We start from the raw sequence: 17511 nt of genomic DNA, 5'->3' as shown, positions 1-17511 counted from the left end.
GGCCGAGATTGACCATGACCACCACCCTGCTCTCCGTCCTGCAAACCGCCGACATGCTGGAAATCAACGGCCTGTATGCCTGGCAGTTCGAACTGCACAGCGACCCGGCCCATGTCGGCCCGGCCCTGCGGATCGAATGCATGGACGGCCGCGAGCTGCGCAAATGGCAGTTCAGCCTGGAGCAGATCGCCGCTGCTCAGCACAACGTCGCAACCGACAGCTGGGCCATCAGCGATGACAAAGGCAGCCATGAGTTGAAGGCGCTGGCGGGAATCAACGCGGATAACTCGGATGCCGCTGACGACACGCCGGAGGACGACGTCGCCGAGCTGTAAAAGCATCGCGGCTAAAGCCCCTCCCACAAACAACTCGGTCCCTGTGGGGCTTTAGCCGCGATGCGGTTGATTTGGCACTATCCAACCAGGAGTGTGGTTCATGGGCTTTTACGACCGTCACATCCTCCCCCACTTGATCGACCTCGCCTGCGGCATGGGAGCGGTGATGAAGGCGCGCGCGCAGATCGTGCCCCAGGCCCACGGCCGGGTGCTGGAGATCGGCATCGGCAGCGGCCTCAATCTAGAGTTCTACGACGCGGCCAAGGTGCAGCAGATTGTCGGCGTCGACCCCTCTGCCGATATGCAGGCCCTGGCCCGCGAACGTGCCGCGCGCATCAGTATTCCAGTGGAAATGATCGCCCTGGAACTGGGGCAGATTCAGGCACCGGCGGCGAGCTTCGATAGCATCGTCTGCACCTTCACCCTGTGCACCATTCCCGATGCCGTGGCGGCGCTGAAGGAAATGCGCCGCGTGCTCAAACCCGGCGGCCGCTTGTGGTTTTGTGAGCATGGTAAAGCGCCGGATTTACCCGTACTGCGCTGGCAGAACCGCCTGACACCGATCTGGAAACCGCTGGCCGGCGGCTGTCATTTGAATCGGGATATACCCGAGTTGATTACAGCGGGCGGGTTCAGGATCGGGGATGTGCAGAGCCGTTATCTGAAGGGGCCGAAGCCGATGACGTTTGTGTATTCGGGGTGGGCGGATTGATTCCGTGCGCCTTCGTAGGAGCGACTTTAGCCGCGATGCTTTTGCTCCCAAGAGCATCGCGACTAAAGCCGCTCCTACAAAACCACCTACCCGTTACATCCCGCCGCTCACGCCAAGACTAAACCCCAACGCCGCCGCCAACGACAGCGGTAACAGCAAGGTATCCAGCAAGGCACTGGCCGGCAGATCCACCCCGGCGTATGTCGGCGCTTCGGTACCAAAGCGATCTAGCGGGCAGCAGCCGCCATTCAGGCTGTACCAATCCAGCCGCGTACCGGCGTATACCACCGGGGCACCAGGCTTGGCGGCGTTCAGCGTACGGGTGGTGGCGCAACCCAGCAGCTGGCTGGCGAGCAGCACCAGCGCCACAGCGCGGGCAAGCTTATTCATCGCTGCTCAAATGATGCTCACCCCAGCGCGGCAACATGTCCTGGGGAATATTCAGCACATTGAGGATGCGCGCCACCACAAAGTCGATCAGGTCATCGATGGTTTGCGGCTGGTGATAGAAGCCCGGTGCCGCCGGCAGAATCACTGCGCCCATATTCGACAGCTTGAGCATATTTTCCAGATGGATGCTGGAAAACGGTGCCTCGCGCGGCACCAGAATCAGCTGGCGGCGCTCCTTCAAAGCCACATCGGCGGCACGCTCGATCAGGTTGTTGCAGGCCCCGGTGGCAATCGCCGACAGGGTGCCAGTGGAACACGGCACCACCACCATAGCCCCCGGCGCGCCGGAGCCGGAGGCCACCGGTGCCATCCAGTCTTCTTTGCCGTACACGCGAATCTGCCCCGGTGCGGCACCGGTGTATTCGCTGAGAAACAACTGCATGGCTTGCGGCTTGGCCGGCAGAGTGACGTCGGTTTCGGTGGCCATCACCAACTGCGCCGCCTTGGAAATCAGAAAGTGCACCTCGCGCTCTTCCTGCACCAGACAGTCGAGCAGGCGCAGGCCGTATTGCGCGCCGGAAGCGCCGGTCATGGCCAGAGTGACGCGTTCAGGGCCGGTCATCATGGGCTCAGCCCTCCAGGGCAGCGGCGAGTTTGCCGTGCAGGCCGCCAAAGCCGCCGTTGCTCATCACCACCACCTGGGTGCCCGGCGAGGCCTGGGCTTTCACCGCCGCAATGATGCCTTCCAGCGAATCGAACACCTGCGAGGGCACGGTGCAACTGGCGGTGGTCGCCGCCAGGTCCCAGCCCAGATTCGGCGGGGCGAACCAGTACACCTGATCAGCCTGGGTAACGGAGTCTGGCAAGCCATCACGATGGGCACCGAGCTTCATCGAGTTGGAGCGCGGTTCGATAATGGCGATCACCTTGGCCGCGCCCACGCGCTTGCGCAGGCCGTCGAGGGTGGTGGCAATGGCGGTGGGGTGGTGGGCGAAGTCGTCGTAAATGGTCACGCCTTTTACTTCAGCGACTTTCTCCATCCGCCGCTTCACATTCTTGAACGCGCTCAAGGCTTCAACGCCCTGTGCCGGAACCACCCCGACGTGACGCGCTGCTGCCAGGCAGACCAGGGCGTTGGCGACGTTGTGCTGACCGGTCAGCGGCCAATCCACTACGCCCTGGGCCACGCCTTCAAAACTCACCTCAAAGCGCGAGCCGTCATCGCTGAGCAGCTTGGCCTGCCACTGGGCACCGTCGCCGGTGGTTTGCACCGGGGTCCAGCAGCCCATGTCGATCACGCGCTGGAGTGCGGTTTCGGCGGCCGGGTAGATCACCAGGCCTTCGCTGGGAATGGTGCGCACCAGGTGGTGGAACTGCCGCTCGATGGCGGCCAGATCCGGGAAGATATCCGCGTGGTCGAACTCGAGGTTATTAAGGATGGCGGTACGCGGGCGGTAGTGGACGAACTTGGAGCGCTTGTCGAAGAAGGCGCTGTCGTATTCGTCGGCCTCAACCACGAAAAACGGCGTGCCACCCAGGCGCGCCGACACCGCGAAGTTCTGCGGTACGCCGCCAATCAGAAAGCCCGGGCTCATGCCGGCGTGTTCCAGCACCCAGGCCAACATGCTGCTGGTGGTGGTTTTGCCATGGGTGCCGGCTACCGCTAATACCCAGCGGCCTTGCAGCACATGGTCGGCCAGCCACTGCGGGCCGGACACATAGGGCAGGCCCTTGTTCAGCACGTACTCCACCGCAGGGTTGCCGCGCGACAGGGCGTTGCCAACCACCACCAGGTCGGGGGCTGGGTCGAGGTGCGCAGGGTCGTAGCCTTGCATCAGTTCGATGCCCTGGGCTTGCAGCTGGGTGCTCATGGGTGGGTAGACGTTGGCATCGGAACCGGTCACCCGGTGGCCCAGCTCTTTAGCCAACACCGCCAGCGAGCCCATAAAGGTGCCGCAAATACCCAGAACATGAATGTGCATAAACAACCTCGAACCGCCTGGAGAAACAGGCCGGCAGGTTACCGCAGGCGGGGGATGGGGGGGTAGTGATGGCTCGCCGCAACGGGCGTTGTTACCTGCGAGATTCTGGGGCCCAGCCTGCGCTGGGATCCAGAATAGTGAAGGGAATGCATCATCAAGGCCGTTCGATGCCGTGCTTATGCAGCTTGCGATACAGCGTATTGCGGCTGATCCCCAACTGTTCCGCCGTGCGGCTCATATGCCAGTGCTGCTGGTTAAGCGTGGTGAGCAACGTACCGCGTTCCGCCGTTTGCAGCGGTTGTTCAACCATCACCGCCGGCACGCGCGGCACCTGGCGAAACTCCGCCGGCAAATCCCGCAGGCTGATGCGTTCTTCATCACACAACGCCGCCAGGGTTCGCAGCACATTGCGCAGCTGGCGCACGTTGCCGGGCCACGGATGGTTGAGCAGGGCCGCACGCGCATCGGCATCCAGGCGCAGCGTCTGGCCCTGGGCCTCTTCGTTCAGCAGGTGCTGGAGCAGTTGTTCGCGGTCGCTGCGCTCACGCAGCGGCGGCAAGCTCAGCACCAGGCCATTGAGGCGGTAATACAGGTCTTCGCGGAAACTGCCATTGGCCACGTGCTCGCCCAGTTCCCGGTGGGTGGCGCTGATTATTCGCACATTCACCGCTTGCGCGGTGCCACCGATGGGCACCACCTGGCGCTCTTCAAGCACCCGCAACAATCGGGTTTGCAGGGCCAGCGGCATATCACCGATTTCATCGAGGAACAGCGTGCCGCCATCGGCCTGTTGCAGCTTGCCGGTCATGCCCTCTTTGCGCGCGCCGGTAAAGCTGCCGCCGCGATAACCGAACAGTTCGCTTTCGATCAGGCTTTCCGGAATGGCCGCGCAGTTAAGGGCGACGAAGGCATGGCCGGAACGGGAGCTGGCCTGGTGGATGGCCTTGGCGAAGGCTTCCTTGCCGGTGCCGGTTTCGCCATTGATCAACAACGGCACATCGCGCTCAAACACCCGCAAGGCGCGGCGGAACTCACCCTGCAAGACGACATCGCCCAGACACAGGCTGGCCGGGATATCAGCGGCAGGCTGTTTACTGATCAGCCGGCTGATGGATGGCTGGCTGCGCGCCATGCCGCGCACCTGGGCAAATAGCGCCCGGCCGCTGTGGCTGCGCAGCGGCCAACTGGTGCTGTGGCCGGCGCGACCGAGCAGGTCGTCGAGGCGGCAATCGAAGAAGGCTTCCAGCGGCTGGCCGATCAATTGTGCGCGGCTGGTACCGAGCAGATTCATCGCACTCTGGTTCACCGCGCTGATCCGCCCCTCGCCATCAAAGGCCAGCAAACCTTCGCTGAACAGCCCGACGTATTCAGCCTGCAGATGAAAGCGCAGCAACCACTGCCCTTCGAAGCGGCGCAGGAAGTAGCAGCTTTCGATCATCTTGGCCGACAGGTTGACCAGCGCCATGGTGTGGAACTGGCTTTGCCGCGATACATCCTGGCGCGCCGAGGACACATCGAGCACCGCGAGCAACTCGCCCTGGCAGTCGAACACCGGGCTGGCCGAGCAGGTCAGCCCGGTGTGGCGGCCACGGAAATGTTCGTCCTGGTGAATGGTCAGGGCCTGGCGCTCCACCAGGCAGGTGCCGATGCCGTTGGTGCCTTCGCAGGCTTCGCTCCAGTCCGCGCCCAGCCACAGGCCGGCACGCTCGAAGGTCTTGCGTTCGGAGTTGGCGGTGACGCTGTTGAGGATCACCCCACGGGCGTCAGTCAACAGCACCGCATGGCCATCGCCGGCCAGTTGCTGATACAGGCTGGTCATCTCGCCGCTGGCAATTTCCAGCACCTGCTGCAACTGCTCGCGACGTTCCAGTACGCGGGCGTGTTCGAGCACGGTGGGGGCCATGGTCTGGCCAGGGTCGAGGTGATAGTCCTGCAGGCAGCGCAGCCACGAGCGGGCGATGGAAGGATCGGCGGCCGGGCCATCGGCTTGGCTCTTGCCCTGCGCCAGGGTCATCACCTGTTGGGTGTGACGGTTGAATTGACTCTGCATTGTTATTGTTCTCCGCAGTGTGCCCTCGCTTTGCGCATGTAAGCGCCGGGGCCGGGCTGAGCATAGCCTGGGTGATGCGCCAAGGCTGTACCAAGAGTGGGACAAACTGTCACCGGCGCTGTTGCATAACCGCCCATCAGTTACCCATAAGCGCCAAGCGCCTACCGCCAATCCCCCGTCGCACGTGCCTTCCGGCGTTTCCACCAGCGTGGCGCAGCCCTTGCTCTACGCTTAACCCAGCGCAACAGCGCGTACTCCCCATAAGCACAAAAGCCAGGAGAACTTCACCATGCAATACGCACATCCGGGCACCAGCGGCGCCATCGTTTCGTTCAAAAGCCGCTACGGCAATTACATCAACGGTGAGTTCGTGGCCCCGGTCAAAGGCCAGTACTTCACCAACACCTCGCCGGTAAACGGCAAGGCCATCGCCGAATTCCCTCGCTCCACTGCCGAAGACATCGATAAAGCCCTGGACGCCGCCCACGCGGCCAGCGACGCCTGGGGCAAGACCTCGGCCCAGGACCGCTCCCTGGTGCTGCTGAAAATCGCCGACCGTATCGAAGCCAACCTCGAGCTGCTGGCCGTCACCGAAACCTGGGACAACGGCAAGGCCGTGCGCGAAACCCTGAACGCCGACATCCCCCTGGCCGCCGACCATTTCCGTTACTTCGCCGGCTGCATCCGCGCTCAGGAAGGCTCTGCCGCGGAGATCACTGAACACACAGTGGCCTACCACATCCATGAACCGCTGGGCGTGGTCGGGCAGATCATCCCGTGGAACTTCCCGCTGCTGATGGCCGCCTGGAAACTCGCCCCGGCCCTGGCCGCCGGCAACTGCGTGGTGCTCAAACCCGCCGAGCAGACGCCGCTGGGCATTGCCGTGCTGCTGGAGCTGATCGGCGATCTGCTGCCACCTGGCGTACTGAACGTGGTGCAGGGGTTTGGCAAGGAGGCGGGCGAGGCGCTGGCGACCAGTAAACGCATCGCAAAAATTGCCTTCACCGGCTCCACCCCGGTGGGTTCGCACATCATGAAATGCGCGGCGGAAAACATTATTCCGAGCACCGTGGAGCTGGGCGGCAAGTCGCCGAATATCTTCTTTGAAGACATCATGCAGGCCGAGCCGAGCTTTATTGAAAAGGCTGCCGAAGGCCTGGTGCTGGCGTTCTTCAACCAGGGCGAAGTGTGCACCTGCCCATCGCGGGCGCTGGTGCAGGAGTCGATCTATCCGGCATTCATGGCCGAGGTGATGAAGAAGATCACCCAGATCAAACGCGGCGACCCGCTGGACACCGACACCATGGTCGGTGCCCAGGCCTCGGAGCAGCAGTTCGACAAGATCCTCTCCTACCTGGAAATTGCCAAAGGCGAAGGTGCCGAGCTGCTTACCGGTGGCAAGGTGGAACAACTGTCGGGCGACCTGGCGTCGGGCTATTACATCCAGCCGACCCTGCTCAAGGGCAACAACAAGATGCGCGTGTTCCAGGAAGAGATTTTCGGCCCGGTCGTCAGCGTCACCACCTTCAAGGACGAAGCCGAAGCCCTGGCGATTGCCAACGACACCGAGTTCGGCCTGGGTGCCGGGCTGTGGACCCGCGATATCAACCGCGCGTACCGGGTTGGCCGGGCGATCAAGGCCGGACGGGTGTGGACCAACTGCTACCACCTGTACCCGGCGCATGCGGCGTTTGGCGGGTACAAGAAGTCCGGGGTTGGCCGTGAGACGCACAAGATGATGCTCGACCATTACCAGCAGACTAAAAACCTGCTGGTGAGCTATGACATCAATCCGCTGGGGTTTTTCTAAACCCAACAGCTGATGCAAACCTCGTAGGAGCGGCTTCGGCCGCGATGCTGTTGGCCTTGAAAAGCATCGCGGCTGAAGCCGCTCCTACGGTCTAATGTTGGCCCAACAACGGTGCGTGATGCCGCCGTTGTTGGGCTTCGCTGCGCTCAACCCAACCTACCCGCTGAATCGACTTATCGGTCATTTTCAGCCGCGCACCAAAAACGACCCACATCCCTGCCAATCGCGACCTTTCCCCAACGCCTCGCAACATTTTGTTGCCGATGGCATGGCCGTTGCGTGAATCCCCCGGTCTTTCTGATCTGTTCAACACTCAGGGCGGGTACAAACATGACTACAACAACACAACTCAAACCCACGTTAGGCACCCTGCATTTATGGGGGATTGCCGTTGGCCTGGTGATTTCTGGCGAGTACTTCGGCTGGAGCTACGGTTGGGGCACCGCGGGTACCTTGGGCTTTCTCGTCACCGCATTGATGGTGGCGGCGATGTACACCTGTTTTATCTTCAGCTTCACCGAACTGACCACCGCCATTCCCCACGCCGGCGGCCCGTTCGCATATGCCCGTCGCGCCTTCGGTGAAAAGGCCGGGCTATTGGCCGGTCTGGCGACCCTGATCGAGTTCGTGTTCGCGCCGCCGGCCATTGCCATGGCCATTGGTGCCTACCTGAATGTGCAGTTCCCGAGTCTGGATCCGAAACACGCCGCCGTCGGCGCGTACTTCGTGTTTATGACCCTGAACATTCTTGGCGTGCGCATTGCCGCCACCTTCGAACTGGTAGTGACCGTGCTCGCAGTGGCCGAACTGTTGGTGTTTATGGGCGTGGTTGCACCGGGCTTCAGCTTCAGCAACTTCGTCTTGAACGGCTGGTCGGGCGCTAACGAGTTCAGCGCGGCGTCGATTTCCGGCATCTTCGCGGCCATTCCGTTCGCCATCTGGTTCTTCCTGGCCATCGAAGGCGCCGCCATGGCCGCCGAAGAAGCCAAAGACCCGAAACGCACCATTCCCAAGGCCTATATCAGCGGCATCCTGACCCTGGTGTTCCTCGCCGTTGGCGTGATGATCATGGCCGGTGGTGTCGGCGACTGGACCAAGCTGTCGGGCATCAACGACCCGCTGCCACAGGCGATGAAAACCGTGGTGGGCGAGAACTCCGGCTGGATGCATATGCTGGTGTGGATCGGCCTGTTCGGTCTGGTGGCCAGCTTCCACGGCATCATCCTCGGCTACTCCCGTCAGTTCTTCGCCCTCGCCCGTGCCGGCTACCTGCCCAAAGGCCTGGCCAAGCTGTCGCGCTTCCATACCCCGCACCGCGCCATTATCGCCGGCGGCCTGGTGGGCATCGCGGCAATCTACAGCGACGGCCTGATCAACCTGCAAGGTATGACCCTGACCGCCGCGATGATCACCATGTCGGTGTTCGGCGCCATCGTCATGTACATCATCAGCATGCTCAGCCTGTTCAAACTGCGCAAAACCGAGCCAAACCTGGAGCGTACCTTCCGCGCCCCGGGCTACCCGATCGTGCCGGGTATCGCCCTGGTATTGGCCGTGGTCTGCCTGGTGGCCATGGCCTGGTTCAACACCACCATCGGCCTGATCTTCCTGGGCTTTATGGCGGTCGGCTTCGTCTACTTCCAACTGACTGCAGCGCAGCGCGCCAGCGCCCCGGCCGACGTGATGCTCAACGGCGCCTGATCGGCGCTGTCTGCCAACCCGTGTGACCTGGGCCCGCTTTGCGGGCCCAGTCTTTGCAGAACCTATCTGCGATGGCGCTGAACTAGACTGCCTTAGCCGTATCGCAAATAGGCTCTCGGAGCCATTAGAAGGAGTGCCTATGGCCCGTTTTTCTCATTCGGTAGGCAGCGAAACCTACCGTTTCGACAGCCTTAAAGAGGTGATGGCCAAAGCCAGCCCGGCACGTTCCGGTGATTACCTGGCCGAAGTCGCCGCCAGCAACGATGGCGAGCGCGTGGCCGCGCAGATGGCGCTGGCCGATATCCCGCTCAAGCATTTTCTCGATGAGGCGCTGATTCCCTATGAACAGGACGAAGTCACCCGCCTGATCATCGACAGCCACGACACCCTCGCCTTCGCCCCGGTCAGCCACCTCACCGTGGGCGGCTTTCGCGACTGGCTGCTCAGCGACCACGCCAACGAATCCAGCCTGCGCGCCCTGGCCCCGGGCCTGACGCCGGAAATGGCCGCAGCGGTGTCGAAGATCATGCGCGTGCAGGACCTGGTGCTGGTGGCGCAGAAGATTCGCGTGGTCACCCAGTTCCGCGGCACCCTGGGTTTGCCGGGTCGGCTCTCCACCCGCCTGCAGCCCAACCACCCCACCGACGAGCCGGCCGGCATCGCCGCGAGCATTCTCGATGGCCTGCTGTACGGCAATGGCGACGCCATGATCGGCATCAACCCGGCCACCGACAGCATCGCCTCGATCTGCGCCATGCTGGAAATGCTCGATGCAATCATCCAGCGCTACGAAATCCCCACCCAGGCCTGCGTGCTTACCCATGTCACCACCTCGATTGCCGCCATTGAGCGCGGTGTGCCGCTGGATCTGGTGTTTCAGTCCATCGCCGGCACCGAAGCGGCCAACGCCAGCTTCGGCATCAGCCTGAAACTGCTGCAGGAAGGTTACGAAGCGGGGCTGAGCCTCAAGCGCGGCACCCTGGGCAATAATCTGATGTACTTCGAAACCGGCCAGGGCAGCGCCCTGTCGGCCAATGCTCACCATGGCGTCGATCAGCAAACCTGCGAGGCGCGCGCCTATGCGGTGGCCCGCCACTTCAAACCCTTTCTGGTCAACACCGTGGTCGGTTTTATCGGCCCGGAGTACCTGTACAACGGCAAGCAGATCATCCGCGCAGGCCTGGAAGACCACTTCTGCGGCAAGCTGCTGGGCGTGCCCATGGGTTGCGATATCTGCTACACCAACCACGCCGAAGCCGACCAGGACGATATGGATATGCTCCTGACGCTGCTGGGGGTGGCGGGGATCAACTTCATCATGGGCATCCCCGGCTCTGACGACATCATGCTCAACTACCAGACCACCTCGTTCCATGATGCCCTCTACGCCCGGCAAACCCTGGGCCTGCGCCCGGCACCGGAGTTCGAGGCGTGGCTGCAACGCATGGGCATCTTCACCCAGGCCGATGGCCGCGTGCGCTTTGGCGAGCAGTTGCCGCCGGCGTTTCGCCAGGCCCTCGCGCAGTTGAGTTAGTTCGCTAACCCCGTAGGAGCGGCTTCAGCCGCGATGCTCTTGATCTCGAAAAACATCGCGGCTGAAGCCGCTCCTACGAGGATCGTGTTTAAGGACGAAATATGGATAACGATCCAACCATCACCGGCAGCATCGACAACCCCTGGCAGGAGCTGCGTCGCCTTACTCCGGCACGCATCGCGTTAGGCCGCGCCGGCACCAGCCTGCCGACCAACGCCCAGCTCGACTTCCAATACGCCCACGCCCAGGCCCGCGATGCCGTGCACCTGCCGTTCGACCATGCCGGTCTCAGTGCGCAACTGGCCGAACGCGGCCGCGCCAGCCTGCTGCTGCACAGCGCCGCCGCCGACCGTCACAGCTATCTGCAACGGCCGGATCTGGGCCGCAAGCTGAATGCCGAATCGGCGCAAACCCTGCGCGAGTACGCCCTGGCCAACCCCGGTGGCGTCGATCTGGCCATCGTGATTGCCGACGGCTTGTCCGCGCTGGCCGTACATCGCCATAGCCTGCCGTTTCTGCAGCGCCTGGAAGAGCAGGCGGCCGCCGACAACTGGAGCCTGTCGCCAGTGATACTGGTGGAACAGGGCCGGGTGGCGGTGGCCGATGAAGTGGGGCAACTGCTCGGCGCGAAGATGGTGGTGATCCTGATTGGCGAGCGCCCCGGCCTCAGTTCGCCGGACAGCCTGGGCCTGTATTTCACCTACGCGCCCAAGGTCGGCCTTACCGATGCATACCGTAACTGCATCTCCAATGTGCGCCTCGAAGGCCTGAGCTATGGCATGGCAGCCCATCGCCTGCTGTACTTGATGCGGGAGGCGTGTCGCCGTCAGCTGTCAGGCGTAAACCTCAAGGACGAAGCCGAAGTGCATAGCCTTGGGGAGGAAAACGCCCAAGACATGCGCCACAACTTCCTTCTGGATGCGCCGAAAGTCTAATGGCTGACGTCGGATCAAACGCTTGCTTGGATTGCGCTTTCTACTCATGCCAGGCAGCATCTCGGCATCGCTGGCACTGCCCGTGCATCGCAAGCGAAGCCCAATTTCATTGCAGTCGAGGCCACTATGCGCATTGTCCAAGCCACCCTTGAGCACCTGGATCTGTTGACGCCGCTGTTCGTCAAATACCGCGAGTTCTATGGTGAGCTGCCGTTTCCGGACTCCTCGCGCAAATTTCTCGAAGTGCGCCTGCGCCGCAAAGAGTCGGTGATCTACCTGGCGTTGGCCGATGACGAAGACAAGCTGATGGGCTTCTGCCAGCTGTATCCAAGCTATTCGTCGCTGTCGCTGAAGCGGGTGTGGATCCTCAACGATATCTATGTAGCCGAAGACGCCCGCCGCCAGCTGGTGGCCGACCGTCTGCTGCAAACCGCGAAGAAAATGGCCAAGGAGACCAACGCTGTGCGTATGCGGGTGTCCACCAGTAGCAACAACGATGTGGCACAGAAGGTGTACGAATCCATTGGCTTTCGCGAAGACACCCAGTTCAAGAGCTACGTGCTGCCCATCAACAGCGACTGACTTAAAGCGTTCACGGGGCTGCGTTAGCCTCGCTCGCGGCCCCAAGAGCGAACGCCGCGCCGCCTGGCGCACCAAGGCAGGGCAAAGCTCCTTGCCATGATCGTCCATCAGTCGCATTGCTGGAAACGCGCTGCAACAAACTGCAGCACGAGCCCAAGACCTTGCTCTTATAATGCCGACCGACTTACCGGCTATCGAACGCCAGTGCCTTTTCACCGCAGCGCAATAGGCGTCATATGGAATTCAACCCGATTGATCTGATTCTGCACCTGGACAACTACCTGGCCGTACTGGTGGCGAACTATGGTGTGTGGATCTACGCCATCCTGTTTCTGGTGATCTTCTGCGAAACCGGTCTGGTGGTGATGCCGTTCCTGCCGGGTGACTCCCTACTGTTTATCGCCGGTGCCATGTGCGCCACCGGCAGCATGGATCCGGTTCTGCTGGCGGGCCTGCTGATGCTGGCGGCGGTGCTGGGCGACAGCACCAACTACCTGATCGGGCGCAATGTCGGCGAAAAGCTGTTCAGCAACCCAAAATCGAAAATCTTCCGCCGCGACTACCTGCAACGTACCCACGACTTCTACGACCGCCACGGCGGCAAGACCGTGACTCTGGCGCGCTTCCTGCCCATCGTGCGGACCTTCGCGCCGTTCGTGGCGGGCGTTGGCAAAATGCCTTACCTGCGCTTTCTCGGTTTCAGCGCCGCGGGCACCGCGGCCTGGGTCGGCGGCCTGGTGACCCTGGGCTACTTCTTCGGCAACGCGCCGGTGGTCAAAGACAACCTGTCGCTGATGATCGTGGTGGTGATCGGTTTGTCCCTGCTGCCCATGCTGATTGGCTGGATTCACCATCGCCTGCGTCCGGAAACCGCGCCCGACTCGGCCAACTGACCGGCACCGCCCATGTGGTTTCTGCGCGGCTGGCGTCAGCGCCGTATTCTCGCCAAGCACCCGATAACGCCCGAACTGTGGGCCCGGGTGCTGCAGCGCCTGCCGATTCTCGACGGCCTCAGCAGCGACGAAGCGCAGCGCCTGCAACGCCGCGCCGTGCTGTTTTTGCATGACAAACACCTGACCGCCCTGCCCGGCGTCGACCTGCATCAGGAAGAGCGTCTGCACCTGGCCGCCCTGGCGCAATTACCGCTGCTGCACCTGCCCGACCTCGACTGGTATCAGGGCTTCCACGAAATCCTTCTGTACCCCGGCGACTTCATCAGCCCGCAGCGCCACCGCGACCCCAATGGCATCGAACACCAGTGGGACGGCGAGCACAGCGGCGAAGCCTGGCTGCGTGGACCGGTGATCCTGGCCTGGCCAGGGGTGCTCAGCAGCGGCGGCTGGGACGGCTACAACCTGGTGATCCACGAGCTGGCGCACAAACTCGATATGCTCAATGGCGATGCCAACGGCCTGCCGCCACTGCATCGCAATATGCGCCTGGACGACTGGTCGAGCGCTATGCAGAGCGCCTATGACGACCTCAATCGCCAGCTCGATGACAATCCCGATGGCGAAACCGCCATTGACCCCTACGCCGCGGAAAACCCCGCCGAGTTCTTTGCCGTGACCAGCGAATACTTCTTCAGCGCCCCGGATCTGCTGACGCAGGCCTACCCCAAGGTTTATGTGCAACTGCAGGCCTTCTATCGTCAGGACCCGCTGGCCCGCCTGCGCAGCCTCGAACAGGCCCGTCAGCAGGCGACAAACGAGACCAACGGCTGAGTCGCCAAGCATGGTAACGGCGGGCGAATATGCCTATAATCGCGCCCACTTTTTGGCCGCCACCGGCCAAGTTTGATTGGCCAACCAAGGGAAGCGAACCCATGAGCTACAGCAAAGTCCCGGCCGGCAAAGACCTGCCGAACGACATCTACGTCGCCATCGAGATTCCGGCCAACCACGCGCCGATCAAGTACGAAATCGACAAAGACACCGACTGCCTGTTCGTCGACCGTTTCATGGCCACCCCGATGTTCTACCCAGCCAACTATGGCTACATCCCCAACACCCTGGCCGACGACGGCGACGCCCTCGACGTGCTGGTAGTGACCCCTTACCCAGTAGCCCCAGGCTCGGTAATCCGCGCACGCCCGATTGGCGTTCTGCACATGACCGACGAAGCCGGTGGCGACGCCAAACTGTTGGCCGTACCGCACGACAAGCTGTCGCAGCTGTACGTCGACGTTAAGGAATACACCGACCTGCCCCCACTGCTGCTTGAGCAGATCAAGCACTTCTTCGAGAACTACAAAGATCTCGAGAAAGGCAAATGGGTCAAGGTTGAAGGCTGGGGCAACGCAGACGCGGCCCGTGCCGAGATTTTGAAGGCGGTTGCGGCTTACCAAAAATAAGCCAAGGCTTCCCACTAAAAACCGGCCACAAGCTGGTTTTTTTATGCCTAAAAAAAGCCTAGGCTGTTGAAAACGCTAATTTTGCACCTTCAACCCACAAACCCCCGAAAACTCGCTCGATAGTCCGTCGGCTTGAGATAGAGATGTTGCGCGAGGTCACCGCTGAGCACGAATAGCTTGGGCACGCTGCGAAGCTGAAACACCCGATATAGAAAGAACTGATCTCCCACTTCTTTAGAAAACTCCAGCTCATTGTGGCTGACCTGAAATGACGAGGCGACCCCACCATTGGTAGTTTTGACCTCGATAAAACGATGACGCATCTCGTCCTCAAACGAAAGAATGTCAAAACCGGCGCCGTCGCCTTGCGTATCCGCCACCCACTCCAGACGCTGGAACAGCTCCGGACAGCCCATAGCCGTCAGGCGCAGTTGTTCGAACCCAATGACCCACTGCTCTCCAGCCCGTCCCAGTTTACGATTAGACTCATCCCGGGCGGCAAAGTCGAACTTCCGCGGCAACCGTTGCCGCAGCGGCGCAGTCCCTGGAAAGAGTTCGTCTCGGGTCGGCGCGTCAACCAGGGCTGCAAGGTACATCTTCTCGCCAGGTAGCTTTACCTCCTCCATGGCGTCGACAATGATGCTGACCAACGATTGATGCTTCAACACATACGCTTGTACGGTCTTACGAAGCAATAGCTGACTGTTTCCCCTGGGTTTATAGCCGTTGATATAGGGCAATCCCAACGAGGACAGCACGGCACTAATGTTCTGGTGCTTTAGCTCTACAGAGGATTTGCTGCGGCCAATTAGCTGCTTTCGTAACGCCTCATTGTGGGCGGACTTGTTATAGGTCAAGGCCAAGGCATCGGCATGCAACATTTCGAAGTAGTCGGCCACCGTGGCCCGGACTTCATCTTCAGACCAGTCCTCACCGATTCGGATCACGTTAAAGCCTAGCTGCTGCAGTAAGGGGACCACCGAAGCCTCGCCACCGGAGAAGCTTTCCGCGGCCAACGGACCCTGATCAGGAAATTGCTTGCCGAAAGCGACACCTACGATAGCCTTGGAGTCGCAATCGATGCCGGTTCTCGGATCGCGCACAAGAAAATCTCGCGATTTGCCGAAGCCATAGCGCGCTAGAAATCTCGTTCGGCCAAGCTGCGAGAACTCATCGAGGGCGGCCTGGACAGCTGCAGGGCTTCTTAACTTGAAGAGCTGAGACATTAGGGCTGTACCTTGCTGCAGCGAATGTACAATTCAAGAGATACGAATATTGCAGTCAAAGCAAGAAAACCTACCCTCACGTCTAGAATCAGCAGGAGAGCTTGTTTCTTTGACCTTGACTGGATGTACCGTAACAATAAATGAAACATCGCAAATTTTTAGAATGGAGTTTTACGTGAGTCGAATAGAAAAACCGACGATTGACTTCGTAAAAAGCTATTTAAGCGAGAACCTCGACGAAAGATACTTTGGAGCGGAAAAAGCTCTCGAAAAACTCTTCAAAGCGTTCCCGAAAAATGATGATTTTGATCACCTGCTATTGAAAACCACCTGCCTGAACGACCTGTATAGAACACGCATAATAAATACATACTCTGTTGCTAAAGAGATTCACCGACAAAAGATCGACAAAAAATAAAATTAAAAGACCTTACTGTTGTAACTGACTTAGACATAGCTAAACCGAACGGCAGAAGCATATATTCATTTGCGACAAAATACTGCAGCTGGCATGACCAAGAAACATATCCAATATTTGACAAATACGCTGCTAAATTACTTCACCACTACATGACCTTAGACAAAACTGAAAAAATATACAAATACCAGCTAAGAGAATACGAGACATATGCAGCATCCATATTTAAATTCATAGAAAAAACAAACTAGAATCAATAGGTGTAAAGCAAGTAGATAAATTTCTATGGCTTTATGGCAAGAAAAATTACTGACACCAATTAAGCCGACAGAAACCTATAATCCTGGTGGTGCACCAGGAACTCATACTTATGACCCAAAAAAACTTGAGGCTCTCTTGGAAATTTGCACATACATCACTTCTGACTGGGTATCTGCCGCAGCGTCTACATTTGCCGCTCTAGGGGTGTTTCTAGCGTATGGACAGCTACGTACATCAAAGAATATTGCACAGCTTGAATTCGAAGACAGCCTTGCAAAAGAGTACAGAGACCTAGCCGCAAGCATACCAACCAAAGCACTTCTTGGCGCATCTCTTTCAGAATGCGAATTCCAAGAATCATTCGATGAGATTTATCGATATATAGACTTAACAAATGAACAAGTGTCTTTAAGACAGCGGAAACGAATAAATCTAGAAGCGTGGGAAAACTGGCTATCCGGCATAAAGTCTAACCTAGAGCTTCCTTCATTTAAACGAGCATGGAATGAAATAAAACAAAGCTCCAACAGCTTTCAAGAGCTTCGCCGCCTAGAAGCAGAATCATTCAAAACTGATCCAAAAAAATGGAAATAGGCCTTAGAAGCATCCTCTAGAATAGCCAGCACTTTGAAGTGCTTCAAAATTTGGATATGACGTATGATTGAACCGCAATCCCCCTATCTATCTCATCAATACAGGCTAGCTGATGTAATTGCTGCCATTCAAGTGATGGGCACTTACACTTACTCAGCAAGGACGGAGAAGTCATGGGCTAAAATTCTTGGCGCAACCCCCAAAAGCGCAGAAAGTTGGACGGCGATTTTTAACGAGCATCCCGAGTTCTTTCGAGCCGGCCTCAATGAGAATGGGCGGCACACCCTTGCACTGCGCAGAGCTCAGCCACGCGTGTACAACACGCAAACCGGAGCGGAAATCACAGTAGCGCAATACAAAGCCACACCGTTAAACTTGCGGTGCCAAATATCTAGACGCCCTTTAGCAACTGAACAGCTCCTTTCCCTCATCGATGTAGCAGTAAAACTCCATACTCAGGCGGCAGTTCGCCGCCAAGAACTTCGCTGGTGGGTTTCAATCGCCATAAGCGGGCTCGCCGGGCTAGTCGGTGCAATGATTGGAGCCACATGGGGCTAACCGATGGGAGTCCACTGTTTAGACATCCGACAAGCTGATGCCCAAAGATCCTCCACCCGTCTATGACCCG

Annotated in this window: 18 protein-coding genes; 13 read left to right on the top strand and 5 right to left on the bottom strand. The window is 59.6% G+C overall.

Translation table 11 applies throughout. The annotated features are described in order from the left end of the window. Nucleotides 1-14: 14 nt before the first annotated feature. Together ACVW0Y_RS10410 and ACVW0Y_RS10405 are read left to right on the top strand one after the other, a co-directional pair. Nucleotides 15-335, top strand: a complete 321-nt coding sequence (locus ACVW0Y_RS10410; RefSeq protein WP_457438036.1) for a DUF5629 family protein — start codon at nt 15-17, stop codon at nt 333-335. Nucleotides 336-435: 100 nt separating this feature from the next. Continuing rightward, nucleotides 436-1047, top strand: a complete 612-nt coding sequence (locus tag ACVW0Y_RS10405; protein WP_457438035.1) for a class I SAM-dependent methyltransferase — start codon at nt 436-438, stop codon at nt 1045-1047. Nucleotides 1048-1140: 93 nt separating this feature from the next. Here ACVW0Y_RS10405 and ACVW0Y_RS10400 read toward each other — a convergent pair whose 3' ends face one another. From ACVW0Y_RS10400 to ACVW0Y_RS10385, 4 genes are all read right to left on the bottom strand, one after another. Continuing rightward, complete coding sequence (locus tag ACVW0Y_RS10400; protein ID WP_457438034.1) at nt 1141-1437, bottom strand: YceK/YidQ family lipoprotein; 297 nt, start codon at nt 1435-1437, stop codon at nt 1141-1143. After that, nucleotides 1430-2059, bottom strand: coding sequence for a flavin prenyltransferase UbiX (gene ubiX, locus ACVW0Y_RS10395; protein ID WP_457438198.1), 630 nt, complete (start codon nt 2057-2059; stop codon nt 1430-1432). Before ubiX ends, ACVW0Y_RS10400 begins: the two co-directional genes overlap by 8 nt. Before the next feature lie 7 nt (nt 2060-2066). Further along, the gene (gene mpl, locus ACVW0Y_RS10390; protein WP_457438033.1) at nt 2067-3419 is read right to left on the bottom strand and encodes a UDP-N-acetylmuramate:L-alanyl-gamma-D-glutamyl-meso-diaminopimelate ligase; all 1353 of its coding nucleotides are present in this window, start codon (nt 3417-3419) and stop codon (nt 2067-2069) included. 154 nt (nt 3420-3573) lie between these two features. Continuing rightward, a complete protein-coding gene (locus tag ACVW0Y_RS10385; RefSeq protein ID WP_457438032.1) occupies nt 3574-5469 on the bottom strand; it encodes a sigma-54-dependent Fis family transcriptional regulator in 1896 nt (631 codons plus the stop codon). 289 nt (nt 5470-5758) lie between these two features. Between ACVW0Y_RS10385 and exaC the strand changes: the two genes are divergently transcribed. The 8 genes from exaC (at nt 5759) to ppa (ending at nt 14384) form a co-directional block, all read left to right on the top strand. Beyond that, nucleotides 5759-7279 carry an acetaldehyde dehydrogenase ExaC gene (gene exaC, locus ACVW0Y_RS10380; protein WP_108098872.1) on the top strand — a complete coding sequence of 507 codons (1521 nt, stop codon included), beginning with the start codon at nt 5759-5761 and terminating at the stop codon, nt 7277-7279. Nucleotides 7280-7609: 330 nt separating this feature from the next. Further along, entirely contained in the window at nt 7610-8980 is a 1371-nt protein-coding gene (eat, locus tag ACVW0Y_RS10375; RefSeq protein WP_457438031.1) for an ethanolamine permease, read from the top strand. Between the two features lie 139 nt (nt 8981-9119). After that, on the top strand, nt 9120-10514 hold the full coding sequence (locus tag ACVW0Y_RS10370; RefSeq protein ID WP_457438030.1) for an ethanolamine ammonia-lyase subunit EutB: 1395 nt from the start codon (nt 9120-9122) through the stop codon (nt 10512-10514). A gap of 101 nt (nt 10515-10615) precedes the next feature. After that, entirely contained in the window at nt 10616-11449 is an 834-nt protein-coding gene (gene eutC / locus ACVW0Y_RS10365; protein ID WP_457438029.1) for an ethanolamine ammonia-lyase subunit EutC, read from the top strand. A 126-nt stretch (nt 11450-11575) separates the two neighbouring features. Next, the gene (locus ACVW0Y_RS10360; protein WP_457438028.1) at nt 11576-12031 is read left to right on the top strand and encodes an N-acetyltransferase family protein; all 456 of its coding nucleotides are present in this window, start codon (nt 11576-11578) and stop codon (nt 12029-12031) included. A 236-nt stretch (nt 12032-12267) separates the two neighbouring features. Next, nucleotides 12268-12924, top strand: coding sequence for a DedA family protein (locus ACVW0Y_RS10355; protein ID WP_457438026.1), 657 nt, complete (start codon nt 12268-12270; stop codon nt 12922-12924). A gap of 12 nt (nt 12925-12936) precedes the next feature. After that, on the top strand, nt 12937-13755 hold the full coding sequence (locus ACVW0Y_RS10350) for a M90 family metallopeptidase (protein WP_457438025.1): 819 nt from the start codon (nt 12937-12939) through the stop codon (nt 13753-13755). Nucleotides 13756-13856: 101 nt separating this feature from the next. Beyond that, entirely contained in the window at nt 13857-14384 is a 528-nt protein-coding gene (gene ppa, locus ACVW0Y_RS10345) for an inorganic diphosphatase (RefSeq protein WP_457438023.1), read from the top strand. A gap of 89 nt (nt 14385-14473) precedes the next feature. Here ppa and ACVW0Y_RS10340 read toward each other — a convergent pair whose 3' ends face one another. After that, the gene (locus tag ACVW0Y_RS10340; RefSeq protein ID WP_457438021.1) at nt 14474-15610 is read right to left on the bottom strand and encodes a DUF3883 domain-containing protein; all 1137 of its coding nucleotides are present in this window, start codon (nt 15608-15610) and stop codon (nt 14474-14476) included. Nucleotides 15611-15785: 175 nt separating this feature from the next. Between ACVW0Y_RS10340 and ACVW0Y_RS10335 the strand changes: the two genes are divergently transcribed. The 3 genes from ACVW0Y_RS10335 to ACVW0Y_RS10325 all read left to right on the top strand — a co-directional run bounded on the left by ACVW0Y_RS10335 (nt 15786) and on the right by ACVW0Y_RS10325 (nt 17441). Further along, on the top strand, nt 15786-16028 hold the full coding sequence (locus ACVW0Y_RS10335; RefSeq protein ID WP_457438019.1) for a hypothetical protein: 243 nt from the start codon (nt 15786-15788) through the stop codon (nt 16026-16028). Nucleotides 16029-16313: 285 nt separating this feature from the next. After that, nucleotides 16314-16883 (top strand): hypothetical protein, encoded by a 570-nt coding sequence (locus ACVW0Y_RS10330; RefSeq protein ID WP_457438017.1) that lies wholly within the window; start codon nt 16314-16316, stop codon nt 16881-16883. Nucleotides 16884-16946: 63 nt separating this feature from the next. Continuing rightward, nucleotides 16947-17441 (top strand): hypothetical protein, encoded by a 495-nt coding sequence (locus ACVW0Y_RS10325; RefSeq protein WP_457438015.1) that lies wholly within the window; start codon nt 16947-16949, stop codon nt 17439-17441. Nucleotides 17442-17511 lie beyond the last annotated feature (70 nt).

The organism is Pseudomonas sp. TE3786 (assembly GCF_054057335.1).
The sequence above is the reverse complement of the archived record's forward strand: the minus strand, read 5'-3'. Positions and strand labels throughout refer to the sequence as shown.

What these genes read in the sequence shown, in the direction of transcription:
- ACVW0Y_RS10405 (WP_457438035.1), top strand. Translation starts at nt 436, where the DNA reads ATGGGCTTTTACGACCGTCACATCCTCCCCCACTTGATCGACCTCGCC.
- ACVW0Y_RS10350 (WP_457438025.1), top strand. Translation starts at nt 12,937, where the DNA reads ATGTGGTTTCTGCGCGGCTGGCGTCAGCGCCGTATTCTCGCCAAGCAC.
- ACVW0Y_RS10385 (WP_457438032.1), bottom strand. Translation starts at nt 5,469, where the DNA reads ATGCAGAGTCAATTCAACCGTCACACCCAACAGGTGATGACCCTGGCG.
- ppa (WP_457438023.1), top strand. Translation starts at nt 13,857, where the DNA reads ATGAGCTACAGCAAAGTCCCGGCCGGCAAAGACCTGCCGAACGACATC.
- ACVW0Y_RS10400 (WP_457438034.1), bottom strand. Translation starts at nt 1,437, where the DNA reads ATGAATAAGCTTGCCCGCGCTGTGGCGCTGGTGCTGCTCGCCAGCCAG.
- exaC (WP_108098872.1), top strand. Translation starts at nt 5,759, where the DNA reads ATGCAATACGCACATCCGGGCACCAGCGGCGCCATCGTTTCGTTCAAA.
- eutC (WP_457438029.1), top strand. Translation starts at nt 10,616, where the DNA reads ATGGATAACGATCCAACCATCACCGGCAGCATCGACAACCCCTGGCAG.
- ubiX (WP_457438198.1), bottom strand. Translation starts at nt 2,059, where the DNA reads ATGACCGGCCCTGAACGCGTCACTCTGGCCATGACCGGCGCTTCCGGC.
- ACVW0Y_RS10340 (WP_457438021.1), bottom strand. Translation starts at nt 15,610, where the DNA reads ATGTCTCAGCTCTTCAAGTTAAGAAGCCCTGCAGCTGTCCAGGCCGCC.
- ACVW0Y_RS10370 (WP_457438030.1), top strand. Translation starts at nt 9,120, where the DNA reads ATGGCCCGTTTTTCTCATTCGGTAGGCAGCGAAACCTACCGTTTCGAC.
- ACVW0Y_RS10360 (WP_457438028.1), top strand. Translation starts at nt 11,576, where the DNA reads ATGCGCATTGTCCAAGCCACCCTTGAGCACCTGGATCTGTTGACGCCG.
- ACVW0Y_RS10330 (WP_457438017.1), top strand. Translation starts at nt 16,314, where the DNA reads ATGGCTTTATGGCAAGAAAAATTACTGACACCAATTAAGCCGACAGAA.
- eat (WP_457438031.1), top strand. Translation starts at nt 7,610, where the DNA reads ATGACTACAACAACACAACTCAAACCCACGTTAGGCACCCTGCATTTA.
- ACVW0Y_RS10325 (WP_457438015.1), top strand. Translation starts at nt 16,947, where the DNA reads ATGATTGAACCGCAATCCCCCTATCTATCTCATCAATACAGGCTAGCT.
- ACVW0Y_RS10355 (WP_457438026.1), top strand. Translation starts at nt 12,268, where the DNA reads ATGGAATTCAACCCGATTGATCTGATTCTGCACCTGGACAACTACCTG.
- mpl (WP_457438033.1), bottom strand. Translation starts at nt 3,419, where the DNA reads ATGCACATTCATGTTCTGGGTATTTGCGGCACCTTTATGGGCTCGCTG.
- ACVW0Y_RS10410 (WP_457438036.1), top strand. Translation starts at nt 15, where the DNA reads ATGACCACCACCCTGCTCTCCGTCCTGCAAACCGCCGACATGCTGGAA.